The organism is Halobacteriovorax sp. RT-1-1 (genome assembly GCF_047085455.1).
Classification (GTDB): Bacteria; Bdellovibrionota; Bacteriovoracia; order Bacteriovoracales; family Bacteriovoracaceae; genus Halobacteriovorax_A.
Window position 1 is genome coordinate 1,559,799 of the sequence record NZ_JBKIXZ010000001.1, and the last position, 17,440, is coordinate 1,577,238.

Sequence of the window (17,440 nt, forward strand, 5' to 3'; positions counted from 1 at the left end):
AAAAGAAAGTTAAAATGGCATTACTGAAAAAGAAAGATCCGATTACAAAATTTTATGACGTCATCATCGTGGGCTCAGGGCTTGCGGGGATGACGGCAGCTAATAAACTGGCCAAGGATGGAAGAAAAGTTCTTCTTCTTGAGGCCCATAACAAACTAGGTGGTTTTGCTACTTGGTTTAGACGACCAACGAATGAAGGTGAAAGGCATATTTTTGATATTTCTCTTCACGGATTTCCTGTTGGGATGATTAAGACTTGTCGTCGTTATTGGTCAAAAGATATCGCCGATTGTATTGAGCGTGTTGATAAAATTCGTTTTATCAATCCACAATTTGAAATTGATACAGATTTCACGAAAGAAGACTATATCAACATCATGGTTGAGAAATTCAATCTTGATCGTGAGTACGTTGTAGGATTCTTTGATGAGCTTCGTGCAATGAATTTCTATGATGATGAGGCCATGACAAACGGCCAGTTATTTGAAAAATACTTTCCGGGAAGAAATGATGTTGTTCGCTTCCTGCTTGAGCCCATTGCATACGCGAATGGTTCGACTCTTGAAGATGAGGCCATTACATTCGGGATTGTATTTTCAAATTTCATGAATAAAGGTGCATATATCTTTAGAGGTGGTACTGATAAGCTTATCGGTATGATGAAAGATGAACTTCTTGCCAATGGAGTGGATATTAAACTTCATGCAAAAGTTGATGAAATCCTAGTCGAAGACAATATTGCAAAAGGTGTTCGTATCGGTGAGGAGAGCGTTCTTTCAAGATCCGTTCTATCTAACTCGGCCCTTTATAATACGATCTTCAAGATGACTCCAAATGCTAAATACTCAGAAAAGTTTGCAAAGGACGCGAAGGCCGTAAGAGTTAACTCATCTTCTTGCCAGGTCTTTATGGGACTAAAAGAAGGAGAGTCGATCCCAAATATTGGTGAGCTGATTTTCTATTCAAGCTCTGACAAATTTGACACTGATCTTCTGTTGTCTCCTAAAGCTTACTCTCAGACTTTCTCTATCTATTATCCAGATATGAGAAAACATATGAAGCAGAAGTATGCGGTTGTATCAAGTATCAATGCTCGATATGAAGATTGGATGCATTTAACAGATGATGAATATAAAGAACGCAAAGAATATCTTGCTCAAAATGCTATTAATACAATGGACAAATTAGTCCCAGGTTTTAAAGATAAGATAGAGCATGTGAATGTTTCTTCTCCGCGTACTGTAGAGAAGTATACACATCATCACTTTGGGTCTTCGTTTGGAACAAAGTTTGAAGGACTTGCTGTTTCTAAAGAACTTCCAAATGAAATAAAGGGCCTATTTCATGCAGGTTCAGTTGGAATTATCATGTCTGGTTGGCTTGGGGCCGCGAACTACGGTGTTATCGTAGGACATGACTTAAATACTTATTTAGATAGTTCAAAAGAATAAAAAGGGAATTATATGTTTGATTTTAAAGATCAGGTTGCAATTGTTACTGGTGGAACACGCGGAATTGGCCGTGGGATCACTGAAGCTTTCTTAAAAAGTGGGGCACGTGTTGTTGCTACTTATGCTGGAAATCATGATGCTGCAAATAACTTCAAAGCAGAGCTTGGAGAGTTAGGAGAAAACCTTTTTCTTGAAGCGTTTGATGTATCTAATGCTACAGATGTTGAAGCTTTCTGGAACCGCATGAACGAGCAATTCGAGCAAATCCATATTCTTGTTAATAACTCTGGTATTAGGAAAGATAATCTTTCTCCAATTATGCCTGATGAAGATTGGGCAAGAGTACTTGATATAAACTTAACTGGAACTTTCTTAATGACAAAGAGAGCAGTTAACCATTTCTTATCTAAGAGATACGGGCGAATCATTAATATGAGCTCTGTTGGTGGTAGTCTTGGTCTTCCTGGACAGGCCAATTACGCTGCATCGAAAGCGGGGCAAATTGCAATGAGTAAATCAATCTCAAAAGAGGTTGGTAAGAAGGGGATTACAATTAATAACGTATGTCCTGGTTTTATCGAAACTGAGCTTATTGCTGACCTTCCTGCTGAACAAGTTAAAGAGTATAAGAAACAAGTGCCTTTAAAGAGATTTGGAAAAGTCTCTGAAGTCGCACATGCAGTTCAATTTTTAGCTTCACGTGAAGCTGCCTATATCACTGGCGCTTCTCTAGAAGTAACGGGTGGACTTTAATGAGTGATTTAAATGTTAAGGACTTAATCCCTCAAAGAGAACCTTTTCTTTTTGTTGATAAGATTATCGAAAAAGAAGGCAATAAGATCGTAACAAGTTATCAGGTGACTGGTGAAGAGGACTTTTTTAAAGGTCACTTCCCTGGGAATCCAATTATGCCAGGTGTCCTTTTACAAGAGGCAATTTTTCAATCAGGTGCATGTTTAATGGCCGCTGGTGCTGATGGTGGGCTAGGTGTTGTTGCTAAAGTTTCAAATGCAAAATTCAAAAATATGGTTCGTCCTGGTGATGAGCTAGTGATGGAAGTTGAGCTTATTGAACAAATCTCTAACGCTTTCTATTTCAAGGGAAAGACTAAGGTTGCTGGTAAGGCCGTTCTTTCAATCGAATTTACATGTGCAAAAGTATAAAGGTATAAAGTGAGTTTTTTAAATTTTGAAAATAAATTATTTCTAATAACTGGTGTTGCAAATAAGAAAAGTGTTGCTTATTTCAGTGCTAAGACAATAATTGATAATGGAGGAAGTTGTGTATTCACTGTTCAAAGTGAAGAGCATCAAGCAAAGCTTACAAAGCTTTTTCCTGATTCAAAAAGCTATATTGTTGATGTGACTGATAAAGCTCAAATCAAAGAATTAGCAATTAACTTAAAAAATGATGAAGTAAAACTAGATGGAATGCTTCACTCAATTGCTTTTGCAAATCTTACTGAGCCAAGGCCATTTCATGAAACTTCATGGGAAGACTTTGCACAGGCAACACAGATTTCTTCTTTTTCACTAGTGCAACTAGCAAATGAACTATCTGCTCTTTTTGAGCAAGATGCATCGGTGGTAACAATCTCGATTTCTGACACAAAAGCGACTTCATATGGATACATGGGACCAATCAAGTCAATGCTTGAAACAACTTGTTCATATTTAGCTAAGAGCTTTAGTGAGTTTTCGCGTGTACGATTTAATAGCGTTTGTTCAGGTCCATTAAAGACTTCTGCTTCCGCAGGGATTCCAGGCTATATCGATAATTATATCTTTGCTGAAAAGCTAACGATGAGAAAGGAAGCACTTAAGACTCAAGAAGTCGCAAATACAGTTGTTTTCTTACTATCTAATGTATCAAGTGGAATTAATGCTGCAGGGATTTTAGTCGACTGTGGAATGCGCTCTAATCACTTTGATCAATTAGTGGTTTCCGGTAAATAAGTCCATACAATCGATTTAATTTTTTTAAGTTATAATAGGGGAATGAAGTTTTTATTCCCCTTTTTTATTGCTGTAAGTTTATATGCTAACCCAACCTTCAAATCATATTGTAAGAAGGTTAGCTTTGAAAAAGATGAATCTATTTATAATGAAATCGCAAAACTTAAAGTTGATCTTGCTAATTCAAGGCCAATAGCAGCAGTTGCAGATGAGGCCCTCGGTAGTTTAATTGCTAAGAAGAGTCCTGTTGTTACAAGTTGGATCAAACGTCGAAAACTCGATATTAACGATCCTGTAAATGTCGCCAAACAGTGGCGTCTTTATTATATCGAAAATATTGTTCTATCTTCTGGAACATTTAATGAAAGGCCAAAGGCCATTCAAGATCTTTTGGATAAAGAGTTAACTGATGTCTTTTCACAGCTTTATACAAAGAAGAAAATTCTCCTTTTAGAAGATAGTTTTAGAAGAGCTAAAAAGAGTGCACTTTCTGTTTTGAAAATTCAATTGGGTGATACTAAGGCATTCAAAGAAATAAAAGAGAAAGTGGAAAACATTAAGATTTTCATTCCCAAAAAAGTCCTTGGCACTAAAGTTGCCCAAGCTCCTCGCGATTTCTTAGAGTGGGGATTTGCGTATGATCCAAAGAGTAATGAAATTAATATCGGCCTTGAAGGCTTAAATTTTGCTTTTCCCAAGTATCGTGCAAGCTTAGTGAGTTTAATGGCACACGAGATTGCTCATTCTTTTGATAGCTGTCGTTTCTCTGGTTTTTATAAGAGTAAAAATCCTTTTGATTCGATTCAGAAATGCTTAAGAAATTCAACGAGTGCAGGAGCGCTGTTTAGAGATGATTCTCAATTAAATTTCTTAGTACAAAATAAGGTTCTAACAAAAGAAGTTGGAGACAATCTCTTGGCAAACCCTACATGCAATCGATCTCTTTACCCTTTGCCTGGAAAACAGCGAGATCAACTTGATGAAGTATTCGCAGATTGGTTTAGTGCAGAAGTGGTGGCCCATAGTGGTATTGACGTTGATAGTTTAAGAAGTGAATTATGTTTAGATAAAGAATTAAGAAAAGGATCTTCCTATATTTCTAACGAAAGAAGATTAACCTCAATTTATTTAACTCAACCTACAATTGCTAAGAAGTTGAAGATAACAGAGAATGAATACCGTCATTGTTCTCACTAGTTTATCTAAGGCTTTTGAAGGTACTTTTCAAAAACCTGAATACGTTGAAGAATTTTGTTTGATAGATCTAAGAGTGACTGGTCAATATTCTGCTGCAGATTTCTAAAGTCTGCCTGCATCTTCTTTACATCGTCAGCATGTTTTAATTCAAGTTTATTTAGACGCTCTTCAATAACTTTAAGCCCATCCAAATTAGTTTCTTTATTTTTGAGTTCTTCGATCTGGGCCTTAAGAGACTTTAGCTCCTTGCCCATTTTGTCATCCATGCCACTTTCAATGCGAGTGATTTCTTCTCTAATCTTTTTAACGTAATTTTCAAGAGCATCAATTCTAAATATTTTAGCGTTACCTGGGCCAGAGTCGAATTCTGCGAGTTCGGCATAAGTGTTTGCTGTGACAGAAAATATTAAAAATAAAAGAATATGAAATCTCATGTATAAATCATATAATACTTTGCAATGACTATGCATTATAAAATTTGGTTGAATTATTTACGCCGCAAAAAATCAGTTTACTTCCTAGGGATTATTTCGATAGTAGTCTGTAATTTTTGTCAGGTATTTTACTCACGTGCCATGGGGGATGTGGTGGATTTCTTCACCCATAAAACCATGCCTTCTTGGACAATTGATTACTTCATTACAGGTGACGATCTAAAGCATAAATTCTTTTTTATTTTTACAGTTGTTCTATTTTCTAGAATTATGCTCTACTTTGGCCGTGTTGGTTGGCGTATTTTTTTAGGTCGCCAGACTCATCATGCAGGTGGTTTTCTAAAAGACGATATTTGGCAAAATGCTCAATATTTTTCAATGGATACTCTTGTTAATAAATATCCAAAAGGAATTCTAATGAGTGCCGCCAATAGTGATGTTGGTCAAGCGCGCTTTGTTTTTGGGTTTACACTTGTAGGAGCTGCAGATGTGCTCTTTTTAGGTGTATTTACAATTATCTCGTTATTTTTAATTAATGTACAAATCACGATTATCTCTTTCTTAGCACTATTAATCGTTCCAATTCTTGTTCGCTATATTTCGACTATCGAAATGGAGCGCTACGATGTTGCACAAGATTATCTTTCATATTTTAATGATGAAACATCAAAGGCCATCTCTACTGTAAGACTACAGAAGCTAGGGAATACGGCCTTCTTTTGGTATAAGAGATTATTTGCTGGTGCACAAAAGTATCGAAAAATGAGACTCGATGCCAATAACACTTCAATGCTCTATATTCCTTCTTCGGGAATGGCCTCGTTGGCAACATACGTTATTCTTTTTACTTATGGTTTCACTATTCTTATGAAAGGCGAGATCACAGTAGGAGAGTTCGTTGCAATCCAAGGACTTGTTCATCTATTACAAGAGCCATTGATGGAGCTTGGCTACATTATATCTGATTGGAGAAAGTCTTTTACTTCTCTAAGACGTCTTGCAGAGATTTATACTCACTTTAAGGAAGAGTATTTACTTGATAAGAAAGTTGAGCCTGAACTTACTGGTGATACGGTATTTAGTTTAAAGAATCTAAGCTTTAGATATGAAGAAGGAAATGACATCCTTTCTAATATTAATCTTGAAGTTAAGCGTGGAATGCGTATTGGAATTATTGGCCAGATTGGGACAGGAAAGACAACTCTGCTCAATATACTTAGTGGACTAGAGAGAGATGTAAGGGGAGATGTCGCCTTTTTTGGACGTCCTTTTACTGAGTATGGCCATAAATTTCTAAGATCACATATTACAATGGTTCATCAGAAGTCATTCCTTTTTGCGGACTCTATTCGTAATAATATTTTAATGGATCAAAATTTTGATGATGAAATTTTATGGCAAGTTTTAGAAATTGCAGGTTTAAAAAGTGATATTGAAAACTTCGATGATGGCCTAGATACACAACTTGGAGAGTGGGGTGTAAATCTTTCAGGTGGTCAAAAGCAAAGACTAACTCTTGCTCGAGCACTTGTTAGAAAGCCTGAGATACTTCTTTTGGATGATTGTCTTTCTGCGGTTGATACAGTTACCGAAGAAACTATTCTATCAAATATTAATAAATACCTGCCAGAATCAACTCTCGTATGGGTTGCCCATAGAGAATCGACTCTCAAATATTGCGAGAAGGTGATTAACTTAGATCGTGCAGAAGCAGGGACTAAATAATGAGTGATGCAAAACAATTTTTAGCACAAGATGATCAAGATGAAGCTAAGCATAAGGAACAAGGACATTCGGCCTTAAAGACGACAGCATTTCTTTTCAGATTTGCAAAAGGTTATCGTCTTAAGATCTTTGTCTCAATACTGATGCTAATTATGTTTACTGTTATATCAATGCTCTCTGGTCATGCACTAGGGGTGCTTGTTGGTGAAGGTCTAGCAAAATCAAAGTGGGAACTTGCAAAAAAGTGGGCCCTTTATGTTTTAGCACTTGAGCTAGGTGGTGTCCTTATTCACTATATTGGCCGTCGTTATCTAATCGTGCAAACAAGTTATGTTATTTTAAAGATTAGAGATCGACTATTTCAAAAGCTTTCTCACTTACCACTTAAATTTTTTGATTCTTGGCCTCAGGGAAGAATTGTAACGAGAATGACTCATGATGTGGAAGGGATTGAGAAGTTTTTTACAAGCTCTCTAGGGCGCCTGGCCATCTCGATCTTAATGATTATTTCATCGGCAACAGCGATGCTTATCACTGACTTCAAAATCGGTTTAATGGTTATTTCAGGAATGATTCCTGCAGTTATTTTTCTAATTGTTACGCGAGATAAAATTGGCTCTCTAAATAGGGCCATCAGTAAGTACTCTTCAAATATTAACTCAAAGCTTTCTGAGTATATTGATGGTATTCACGTGATTCGATCGTTTGGTGTCGAGGACTGGTCTTATGACAATTTCAAATCAGCAGTAAATGAACAGCAAGTAGTTCAGCTAAGTGCCAATACATACTATGCTCTTACAATGCCGATGCTATCATTCTTATGTGGACTACCACTTCTTATTCTTGTTTGGTTTGGTGGAAGCGCTTACTTAGATGGAACGCTTTCTCTTGCCCTGTTTATTGCTCTTTTACGTTATTGTGAGCGCTTCTTTTGGCCTGTTCTTTCTCTTTTTAGAGAAATGGCAAATATTATTACAGCGTTTACAAGTGTTAATCGTGTGGCAAACTTTATTGATGTTGAAACAGAGAGAGAGGTCTTTGATCAACGAAACGATAGACATCATACAATAAACGGTGAAGTAGAATTTAAGAACGTGACGATGGGCTATAATGATATTAGTACGGCCCTAAATGATGTTTCATTCAAGATCAATAAAGGTGAAAAAATTGGAATTGTTGGGCCAACTGGCTCAGGGAAAACGACGGCGGTTGCAGTCCTTTCTCGCCTTTATGACTATCAAAAAGGTGATGTTTTAATTGATGGTCAAAATCTTAAAGATTTAGATATCGATCACTACCGTGATCAGATTGGAATTGTTTCTCAAGATGTCATTATCTTCGATGGGACTCTTAGAGAAAATCTTTCGGTAAACCCTGATTTGACAGATAAAGACATTCTTTCAATTTGTGATAAAACAGGAATGAGTAAGGTTATGGATTACTCGAAGCTTTCTCTTGATAGTGTCTTAAAAGATGGTGGATCGAATTTATCAGCGGGTGAGAAACAGGTTATTTCGTTAACTCGTGTATGCCTACAGAATCCAAATATTCTTATTCTTGATGAGGCCACGGCCCATGTTGATCCTTACTTTGAAAAGATTCTACACGATGGAATTCACAATGTAATGGAAGGTAAAACGTCTTTCTTTATCGCTCACAGGCTCGATACAATTAAAGAGTGTGATAGAATTCTTGTTTTCAAAGATGCTAAACTTGCTGAATTTGATACTCCTGAAAATTTAATACTTCAAAGGGGTATATTCTACAATCTCACACAAGCGACAAACTCTAGTAATGGCCACTAATTTTACTTAGGGCCATTATAAAGTTATCATTAAATTAATTCAATTAGCTCATGCTTTGCAACCATGATCGTTTCAGTTAAACACATTGGAGGCAACATGAGAGTTTCTCAGTTAATGTTCTTACATTTATTAAAAGGCAAGAAAGGTGATACGAGTGATTTTACGCCAACTCAATTAGCTGGCCTCTACACTAATTCGGCACTCTTAGTCACCATTATGGACTTTCTTAAAGATGAGCTCTGGCTCAAGAAACAAGAAGATAAGCGAAATGGACAAAAGACTTCTTATAAAGATTTTATCTCTCCATTATTTGAAGATGAACTGGAGGCAGTTTCTTTTTTAAGAGAATTTCTTGTTGAGAGTGGAGCTGAGAAAATAAAAGAAATTAAGAAGCGCTCTATGTCGATTGAAGCACACGTAATCGAATCAATCATTGATAAAAGAGGCCATGAACAAAAAGAATTTCTGATTCAATCTTTGAATACAATGAGTACACACTTTATTAAAGAAGAAAAAGATCAGGAAGGCCGAATACAGCAGATGGGCCATCAAGGTCCTAATTTATACCGTACTTTTGATAATCTCGATGATATTTTTGAACTAAATTATCAATTGGATCAAGAAATGACCTATGATTCAACCACGAAAGAACGTCTATATCAAAGGGCCGGAGTAGGAGTTCAATCGGGCTATTCTACAATACTCTTAGCACTCGAGGGAATTGATGCTAGTGCTGGAGATACTGTTGTTGATCTTGGCTCAGGCTATGGACGAGTAGGGCTTGTTTGCTCTCTTCTTAGACCTGATCTTGAATTTGTTGGTTATGAATATGTGAATCACAGAGTAGAGGTTTCAAATAATGCCTGCCACAATTTAGGTTTAGATGAGAGCTTAACCTTTAAAGTTCAAGATTTGTCTTTAAAGTCTTTTTCTATACCGAAAGCAGATATTTACTATCTGTACGATCCTTTCTCTAAAGAAACTTATGACTATGTATTAAATCAAATCTTAGAAATTAGTTACGAGAAAAAAATTACAATTGTCACAAAAGGTAATGCAAATAAATGGTTGATGGATATTGCTAAGGAGCAGCAATGGCCTTCGCCGATTATTATCGATGAAGGCAATCTATGTATTTTTACAAATCGTTATTAGAGTTATTCCCAGAAAGTAGGGTTGATTAGAAGTCCATGGGCCATGTTTACTTTGATAGGCTTTACTTCATCAACTTTTAGAGTCTGCATAAAACCTAGAACTAGCGCCATATTTGTCACGTCTGTCGATGCATACTTGCTGTCTATCTCTTTATCAGTAAGCTTTGCTCTTTCCAGAAGTTTGGCCAGGAGAGTTGACTGGTTATAGACGCGATTCGCTTTCTTAAATTGGCCACCAATGCTGAAGTAGTGAACACCACCAACTCCATAAACCTGATAGTCTTTTAGGTTTCCAAAGTCAGATAATTGTTCTTTTGCTGTTACTCTGGCCAGATCCATCGCTTTAAGAGCGCGCTCTTCTTTTAGTGGGTTTGGCGTCTTAGTCCCTTTTGGATAAAACTCTTTTAAAACAAGATTTTTAAAAGTAACAGATGCAACTTTTAAAAGGGCCACCTGTGTTTGTTCACCTTTTTTATCAATTGGCTTTGTGATTTGCATGCTTCCACCACCAATGTCCCAGATGGCAATCGGAGGATTTTGTGAAACATTCATTGACTTAAGTTTTGAAAGAGCTGCAGAGTAAGCAAACTTGGCTTCATCTTCTTGAGAGATAATCTCTAAGTCTACACCTGTTTGTTCTTTTAATTGATCTGCAACATCATCACCGTTTGCTGATGTTCGAAATGCTGAAGTCGCAACAGCTCTAATATCTTCGGCGCCTTCATTTTTTGCTAGATATTTAAACTCATCAAAAACATCTCTTAGACGATTTTGCATCTCTTCATTAAACTTATTGTCTTTTGAAGACTGTAGTTGATCCTTAAGAGGTACTGCTCTTTGTGCTTCAAAGAGAATCCCTTCTACCATCGCTCGACAAGTATCCACGAGTCCTACAACTAGTTTTGTCGAACCTGAGCCAAGATCAATTGCGGCCCTTTTGACGTGGCAATTAGATTGGCCTACTTTTGTTGAATCATTGCTTGTCGCACATGATATGGTTAGTAGAATTAAAAGTAGTGTCGAGATTCTAGCGATAGACAAATGCTCCTCCTCGAACATCTTCAATAATTGATTTTACTTTTGTTTTCTTTTTTACTTTTCCATCTTCTGTCGATTTAAGGTGAGCATTGTGCATCTTCTTGATTGCCGTACCAATTGCTTTACCCATTAACGGAGGAACAGCATTTCCAATCTGTCTCCACTGAGCAGAGATTGGCCCACAAAATTCAAAGTCATTTGGAAAACTTTGAATTTTTGCCGCTTCTCTTTGAGTTAGGTAGCGATGCTCTGTAGGGTGGTAATAACTATGACGATGAGTCATGATTGTTGGAGATACACTTCTCGAATCAAGTCTCTGGTACTTTGTTTGTCTAAATCGCCCCTCGCGCATTGTTTTCCAATCAACACCAAGTTTTAGCGATGGAGTAAGATACATTTTTTCGTCTTTTTCGTAACGAATTCCTTTACCTTCTGGAATACGTTTGATGCGCTTTAAATCTAGTTTAGATTTGATCTTAGCACTATCTAGGTCATGATTTAAAACATGGCCAGCTTTCGTTTCAATATCACTTAGGGCCTCACCAACAGTAACTGGTGGGCGATATGTTTTTGCTACAATTGTATCGTGAGTAATTTTTGGAAATTCTACTTTCTCGTTAACTCGACTTCCAATAAAGATTGTACGGCGTCTTTTTTCAGGTACACCATAGTTTTGAGAACTCATAACCTTAACGTCTAGGTTGTATCCAAGGGAATTGAATTTCTTAAAGATTGCCTTTAATGTTGATTCATTCTTCTTAGCAAGTAGTCCTGTCACATTTTCAATAACAACGAATTCTGGATTAGTTAGTTTCACAACTCTTACGAATTCAAGAAAAAGTTTATTTCTAATATCGTCTGGGTTTCCCGGGCCAACAGTTGAAAAACCTTGGCATGGAGGTCCACCAACAACAAGATTAACTTCAGTGTCACCAAGAACTTCTTTAATTTTTTTGTTACTTAGTTTTGAAATGTCGCCGCAATATGGATAGGCCTTTTTGTGATTATGTGCAAATGTATCCATGGCGTGTTTGTTGAAGTCAATTCCCATGACACACTCAAAACCTGCCATTTCAAGTCCACAAGAAAATCCTCCTGCGCCTGAAAAGATATCAATAAATTTTAGCTTCTTGCTTCTTTTACTATTACCCTTACTCGTTTTCATAATTTGTGTTGTGTCCTCGTGTGTTATTGCGTCGTGAATGAATATTATCTGATTTTGCGTTGAGTTATGTCAATGAATATATGAGCCTTTTGGTGGGATAAAGTTTTTGATAAATTTAAATTTACCCTGTTTAAATTTCTAAAATCACTTATAATTTAATTATGCAATTTGCTAAGAAAGATATGAAAAAAGAGAGGATTATCGTCGGGATGGATGGCGGTATTGACTCGGCCGTTACTGCGCTGCTTTTAAAAAAGCAGGGGCATGAGTGTATTGGAGTCAATATTTCTTTTTTTGAAAAAATCACTAGTGAAGATGAAGCTTTACTGGAGCAGTTTAAAACAAAGCTTACTCCTGAAGGGCAATTGCTAGAAGAGCTAAGGGGCGATGAGGAACAGTTAGAGGCCTTTAGACAATATGAGAAAATTTCGTGGAATAAGAAGATCAATAGAATTTTTAGTCCTTGGGCAAGTGAATCAGAAGAGAAAATCAGGGATATCTGTCGACTAATAGGAATTCCTTTTTATGTTACGAGTGCTTCTGGAGCCTTTGAAGAGCGCGTTATTTCTAAATTGTTAGAGAGTCGTGTTGCAGGTATTTGGTGTAATCCAACAATTGATAAAGCAACTCTCGTTCTTGAGACTCTCTATTCAAAATTATCTGTTCTTAAGGCCACAAAGATTGCGACAGGACATTTTAGTAAGGTAATCCCTGTTCAAAATCGATTTGTGCTAAGTGCACCAAACGATACTGTCAAAAATGACTGTCATCTCTTAACTCAGGTTAGTAATGAGGTAATGTCTCATTTGAAACTTCCTTTGGCAGATCTAAAGACTGCAGAGGTTGATAAGATTGGCCAACTTGTGGATTCAAAAACAATTTCACGAGTTGAACTTGAAAAAAGAGCAGTACTTCGCTCACAAGCTTATTCAAATGAAGAAATTATCGAGTTAACTGATCGTTATATTGCTCGAAGTTTTATCAAAGAGAACACTATCTATCTTCACGATGACGATAGTGTTGTTGGTGAGCATAAAGGCCAGCATCAATATTATCTTGGACAAACACAGTATAAAACTTTTGATAACAAACCAAAGCTTCCAGATAGTAAAATTGTTTCTATCAATATGTCTCGTGGTTTTATTTACGTTGCAAAGGCAAAGGAATTAACGTTTGAGCGTATCGTTGGCAATCACTTTGTTAATTATGAAGTCGTTGACACATCTAGGCCTGTGGAATGTTATTGTCGAATTAGCTCGACAGGTAAAGGATATAAAGGAAATCTCTATATTTTAAATAATGGAAATATATATTTTGATCTCGATGACAAGTCAGAAGGCATATTGTTTAGAGGAGATCATTTTATCTTTTTAACAAAAAATGGACCAAGTGCTAAGGTAATTGGTCACGCAAAAATTTTTCAAACTGGACAATTCATCGATGGTGAATTCTACCGTCTACCGCTAAATAAGAAGCAAAAAGAAGAGCTTGAAGAAGCGCAATCTCGTCCGAAAAAAAGAGAACTAGGGTTTTAAATGAAGTATTTTATTATTGCATTATCGATGTCACTTTCTGTGACAGCAAAAGAATTTAAAAATTTTAAAGACACGTATAAACTTTCTAAAAGTAAAAGGTCTCCTAAGAAATTACGCTCTCTTTATTACGCCGTATCTAAAAATTCAGAAAAAGATATCGATACCCTAATTAATAGCTTTGTTAAAGAGACAAGACCTAATCGTTTTGTGGGAACTAGTGGTCATAAAACGGCACAGGATTATATTATTAGCTATATTGAAACTAATGTTCGAAAAACAAATACATCTCTTAAGACAATTAAATTTGTTCCAGATGTTGAATATGCAAAAACCCTATTTAAAAAGGATTTAGAGGCCACAAAAGATAAGCTTAGTCCAAAAGATTTACGAAAGTGGCAAAAGCTTACGAATGAAAGAGTTCAGCAGGTGGATGGCCTTAAGTCTGTTAATGGATACAATATTATTTGGGAAAAGAAGGGGCTAAAAAATCCTCAAGATGTTATTGTCATCGGGGCCCATTACGATACGGCCGCTTATGATCTAAAAAACTTTGCAGTTGTAAATAAAGGACGTCAACCAGGTGCTGATAATAATGCTTCTGGAGTTGTTGCGGCCTTGAGTTTAATCAATATTCTTGCCGAGCTCGATCTTGAAAAAACAGTTCGAGTGGTTTTCTTCGATTATGGTGAAAATGGATTCTTAGGTTCATATGACTATGTAAAAAACCTAAACCTTGAAAAGGGCATCAGGGTCTATTCGTATGTAGAATTGGTTATGCTTGGTTACGATACTCTCACTCAAGATAAAGAGCAGAAGCTTGGGAATATGAGACTCTATTATTCTCCTGCTAGCTCTGGTCTTCATAAGGCCGAAAAGTCTATTGCTCAAAGATTCTATACGAAGTCTTCCGAGGGGACATTTCGTGTGGATTTTAGCATAACGCCATATGATTTCGTCTACGGTGATAATACGTCATTTCAAAAGTTTAATATCCCAAGTGTGGTCTTTACCCAAAATTGGGAGAGTGATTCAAATGCTTCTCGCATCCATACTCCGGCAGATCATGTGAACGCACTCAATATTAAGACTTTACATCACGCCACTAACAATATTGCTATGGCCATTGCTTCATGGGCACTAGACCTATAACCCCTAAATGTGCTAAATAAGGCACATGGAAAATGTAGGTAACGGTAAAACAGTCATTGTCGGAATGAGCGGAGGAGTCGATTCTTCTGTATGTGCAGCTTTGTTAAAAGAGCAAGGCTATAACGTCATTGGCATGTTCATGAAAAATTGGGAAGAGCAGGATGAAAACGGAAATTGTAAAGCATCTCTAGAGTTTGAAGATGTTGTTGCCGTTTGTGAAAAGCTTGATATTCCATACTACTCTGTGGACTTTGTAAAAGAGTATCGTGACAACGTATTTGCAAACTTTCTTGAGGAATATGAACAGGGCTTTACACCTAATCCTGATATTCTTTGTAACCGTGAGATTAAATTCAAAGTTTTCTTCAATAAGGCCATGGAGCTTGGTGCAGATTTTCTTGCAACTGGGCACTACTGCCAGACAAAGAAGATTGACGGTAAGTCTAAACTTATTAAAGGCCTTGATAATAACAAAGATCAAACTTACTTTCTCTACACAATCAAATCAAAAGTTCTAGATAAGGTTCTTTTCCCAGTTGGTGCCATTGAAAAGCCACAGGTAAGAGAGATTGCAAAGAAGTATGACCTTATTACTCATGATAAGAAAGATTCAACAGGAATCTGTTTTATCGGTGAGAGAAATTTTAAAAACTTCCTTTCAAATTATATCCATATCAAAGAAGGCGACTTCGAACTTCTTGATGGAACTAAAGTTGGCCGCCACAGTGGTAGCGCCTTTTATACAATTGGCCAGAGAAAGGGGCTAGGCCTTGGTGGGCCAGGTGAGCCTTGGTTTGTTGTTGGTAAAGATACTGAGCGCAATGTCGTTATCGTTGAACGCGGCGAAAAACACGGTGCACTTTATGCTGACTATCTTACTGCCACAGATCTATCTTGGGTTGATGAGGAATTTATGCCTGAAGTTGGAATGAAGCTTAAGGCCAAGATTCGCTATCGTCAAAAAGATCAAGAGTGTACGATCACTGAAGTTTCTGAAGACTTTGTTAGAGTTGACTTTGATACTCCTCAGCGTGCTATTGCCAAACGCCAATCAATTGTCTTTTATACGAATTTAGAAGGTGAGGAAGTGTGTCTTGGCGGTGGAATGATTCAAGAAGCCGGGCCAACTTATTATGAGCAAGGTATTGAGCTGCCAGACTCAAATCTCTAAGACAATTTCATAGCTTCTCTTTATTGCTTTTAAGAAACTAAGAAATTTATCTTCTTTGTTCACCTTCCTGTCCTCAAGCATTTGGGCCACATGAGAGCGTACACTCGACTGGAAGCATATAGGAAGCTTTCCGTTTTGCATGAGTATGTAATCAGCGCATAGCCTTGAAGTTCGGCCATTTCCGTTATCAAAGAAATGAAGACTTACGATCCATTGATACAGGTGAAAGGCCTTCTCATAAAAGCACATCTCGACATCATTTAACAGGTTATCAATAAGGAGCACTTTTGCTTCCTTTAGATACTGTGGCCTTATAAACTCGATACCACCCCCGTAGATAGGAGTTTCTCTGATTTGTGAATTCTTAGCATTGTAGATGGAGTTAATTTTCGTGATGATCTCAAAGCTAAGCGTCTTTTCATCTTGTATACATTCGCTGATGTAACGATTGGCCTCATCCCATCTTGCTAAGCTATTATCAATTGCTCTTGAAGCAGTGTTTGAAGAGAGCAGACGAGATTTAGCAAGCTTGGCCCAATTAGGATTCATCGATGCAATTAAACGAATCTCTAATTGCTCGATCTCACAAATAACTTCTTTAAAGACATCCCCTTGAGATTGATCAAGGGGAGTTAACAAATATTCTAGAACTTCTTTTGAATTCACAAATTTCTTTCTACTTACTTAGTTTGAACGAAGAAAACGTCTTCATAATTATTTTGTGAAAATACATTCTTAAGATTCTTAATGAGAAGAACTTTCTCACCGCCGATATTCTCAAGAATCATTTCTGTATTGGCGTAATCACTTTGGCAATTAAGTGATGAGTCACAGTTATATAGCTTGAACCTTTTACTTGTTAAACGATCAACACGGTAGTCATTTTCAGAGCTCAGGATATATCCATCTTCAAATACTTGATGGAGAACTAAAAAATACTCCATTTTTAATTCATCTTCAGTATGAGTCATCGTCTCATCGCTATTGTCTCTAATTTCGATTGCCCATTTAAATTTACGATAGTGTTTAGTGGCATCGTTTAGTTCATCGTTATATGTCCAATAATGACCGTCGAAAGACTTATTAGATTCAAATGATAAATTGGCCAGGGTTTCATAACTTGAAAGCATTTGTGTTCTGACTTCAGTAATCTCTTTTGCTTGTAGGTTTGCTACAGGGTTCATCATAATTAATGACGTTAATAGGATCTCTTTTTTCATTTTGCACCTCACATACTTGATTGATGAGGCTTATATATGATGTTTTTATTTATATTAGAAATAATATTATGGAATAGTTGTTATACTAATTTGATATATGTCGATTACCACAGGCTTGGGTCATTAAGATCGTCTAATTTACTCTTTTTCTTCTTTAAGTGTTCTTTTTGTTCAAAGAAGCTGCAATCCGAGCCACTTGATTGGCGAACGAGGATGTAAGGCATATTTGTGGATTTCATATTAAATTTACGACATCCACGAGGAGCGTCCTTGTCCCAAGTACTAAAATAATATTTGCATTGCATACAGTTGATTCTTTTCACTCCAATATTGTACCACGCTCATGATATCTCGCAAGTTGAGGACTAAATAAAATATGACTAAGTATTTGATATTGCGAGAGAAATTTGTCTAATGAACACCTTGCCTGACCAAATAATT

At 36.8% G+C, this 17,440-nt stretch carries 17 protein-coding genes; 11 read left to right on the plus strand and 6 right to left on the minus strand.

Annotation, left to right across the window (positions count from 1 at the left end; all coding sequences use genetic code 11):
* Nucleotides 1–14 precede the first annotated feature (14 nt).
* From ACMAWV_RS07655 to ACMAWV_RS07675, 5 genes are read left to right on the plus strand one after another with little or no spacing between them, the layout of a single operon-like run.
* Entirely contained in the window at nt 15–1,451 is a 1,437-nt protein-coding gene (locus tag ACMAWV_RS07655) for a phytoene desaturase family protein (RefSeq protein ID WP_412462688.1), read from the plus strand.
* Nucleotides 1,452–1,463: 12 nt separating this feature from the next.
* A complete protein-coding gene (fabG, locus tag ACMAWV_RS07660; protein ID WP_392991691.1) occupies nt 1,464–2,204 on the plus strand; it encodes a 3-oxoacyl-ACP reductase FabG in 741 nt (246 codons plus the stop codon).
* The gene (gene fabZ / locus ACMAWV_RS07665; protein WP_392991693.1) at nt 2,204–2,614 is read left to right on the plus strand and encodes a 3-hydroxyacyl-ACP dehydratase FabZ; all 411 of its coding nucleotides are present in this window, start codon (nt 2,204–2,206) and stop codon (nt 2,612–2,614) included. The genes fabG and fabZ overlap by 1 nt, the downstream gene beginning before the upstream one ends.
* A gap of 9 nt (nt 2,615–2,623) precedes the next feature.
* Complete coding sequence (locus ACMAWV_RS07670) at nt 2,624–3,406, plus strand: enoyl-ACP reductase (protein ID WP_412469634.1); 783 nt, start codon at nt 2,624–2,626, stop codon at nt 3,404–3,406.
* A gap of 42 nt (nt 3,407–3,448) precedes the next feature.
* Nucleotides 3,449–4,603 (plus strand): hypothetical protein, encoded by a 1,155-nt coding sequence (locus tag ACMAWV_RS07675; RefSeq protein WP_103217437.1) that lies wholly within the window; start codon nt 3,449–3,451, stop codon nt 4,601–4,603.
* 5 nt (nt 4,604–4,608) lie between these two features.
* Here ACMAWV_RS07675 and ACMAWV_RS07680 read toward each other — a convergent pair whose 3' ends face one another.
* A complete protein-coding gene (locus tag ACMAWV_RS07680; protein ID WP_103217436.1) occupies nt 4,609–5,037 on the minus strand; it encodes a hypothetical protein in 429 nt (142 codons plus the stop codon).
* 48 nt (nt 5,038–5,085) lie between these two features.
* Between ACMAWV_RS07680 and ACMAWV_RS07685 the strand changes: the two genes are divergently transcribed.
* From ACMAWV_RS07685 to ACMAWV_RS07695, 3 genes are all read left to right on the plus strand, one after another.
* Nucleotides 5,086–6,762 (plus strand): ABC transporter ATP-binding protein, encoded by a 1,677-nt coding sequence (locus ACMAWV_RS07685; RefSeq protein WP_392991696.1) that lies wholly within the window; start codon nt 5,086–5,088, stop codon nt 6,760–6,762.
* Nucleotides 6,762–8,567, plus strand: a complete 1,806-nt coding sequence (locus ACMAWV_RS07690) for an ABC transporter ATP-binding protein (RefSeq protein WP_392991698.1) — start codon at nt 6,762–6,764, stop codon at nt 8,565–8,567. Before ACMAWV_RS07685 ends, ACMAWV_RS07690 begins: the two co-directional genes overlap by 1 nt.
* A gap of 96 nt (nt 8,568–8,663) precedes the next feature.
* Nucleotides 8,664–9,722, plus strand: a complete 1,059-nt coding sequence (locus ACMAWV_RS07695; RefSeq protein ID WP_412469632.1) for a hypothetical protein — start codon at nt 8,664–8,666, stop codon at nt 9,720–9,722.
* A gap of 2 nt (nt 9,723–9,724) precedes the next feature.
* Here ACMAWV_RS07695 and ACMAWV_RS07700 read toward each other — a convergent pair whose 3' ends face one another.
* Both ACMAWV_RS07700 and ACMAWV_RS07705 read right to left on the minus strand, forming a co-directional pair.
* A complete protein-coding gene (locus tag ACMAWV_RS07700; RefSeq protein WP_158246829.1) occupies nt 9,725–10,762 on the minus strand; it encodes a Ppx/GppA phosphatase family protein in 1,038 nt (345 codons plus the stop codon).
* The gene (locus ACMAWV_RS07705) at nt 10,749–11,924 is read right to left on the minus strand and encodes a DNA cytosine methyltransferase (protein WP_103217431.1); all 1,176 of its coding nucleotides are present in this window, start codon (nt 11,922–11,924) and stop codon (nt 10,749–10,751) included. Before ACMAWV_RS07705 ends, ACMAWV_RS07700 begins: the two co-directional genes overlap by 14 nt.
* A 161-nt stretch (nt 11,925–12,085) precedes the next feature.
* Here ACMAWV_RS07705 and ACMAWV_RS07710 point away from each other — a divergent pair, with 161 nt between their 5' ends.
* From ACMAWV_RS07710 to mnmA, 3 genes are read left to right on the plus strand one after another with little or no spacing between them, the layout of a single operon-like run.
* Nucleotides 12,086–13,459 carry a hypothetical protein gene (locus ACMAWV_RS07710; RefSeq protein ID WP_103217430.1) on the plus strand — a complete coding sequence of 458 codons (1,374 nt, stop codon included), beginning with the start codon at nt 12,086–12,088 and terminating at the stop codon, nt 13,457–13,459.
* Nucleotides 13,460–14,608, plus strand: a complete 1,149-nt coding sequence (locus ACMAWV_RS07715) for a M28 family metallopeptidase (RefSeq protein WP_412469631.1) — start codon at nt 13,460–13,462, stop codon at nt 14,606–14,608.
* Nucleotides 14,609–14,633: 25 nt separating this feature from the next.
* On the plus strand, nt 14,634–15,779 hold the full coding sequence (mnmA, locus tag ACMAWV_RS07720; protein ID WP_103217428.1) for a tRNA 2-thiouridine(34) synthase MnmA: 1,146 nt from the start codon (nt 14,634–14,636) through the stop codon (nt 15,777–15,779).
* Here the strand turns inward: mnmA and ACMAWV_RS07725 are convergent.
* The 3 genes from ACMAWV_RS07725 to ACMAWV_RS07735 form a co-directional block, all read right to left on the minus strand.
* Nucleotides 15,768–16,445: a Fic family protein gene (locus tag ACMAWV_RS07725; RefSeq protein WP_412469630.1), complete on the minus strand. Its 678-nt coding sequence runs from the start codon at nt 16,443–16,445 to the stop codon at nt 15,768–15,770. The two genes, mnmA and ACMAWV_RS07725, sit on opposite strands and share 12 nt — an antisense overlap.
* A 14-nt stretch (nt 16,446–16,459) precedes the next feature.
* A complete protein-coding gene (locus ACMAWV_RS07730) occupies nt 16,460–16,999 on the minus strand; it encodes a hypothetical protein (RefSeq protein ID WP_392991704.1) in 540 nt (179 codons plus the stop codon).
* Nucleotides 17,000–17,103: 104 nt separating this feature from the next.
* Nucleotides 17,104–17,322: a hypothetical protein gene (locus ACMAWV_RS07735; protein ID WP_199177525.1), complete on the minus strand. Its 219-nt coding sequence runs from the start codon at nt 17,320–17,322 to the stop codon at nt 17,104–17,106.
* Nucleotides 17,323–17,440: the final 118 nt, after the last annotated feature.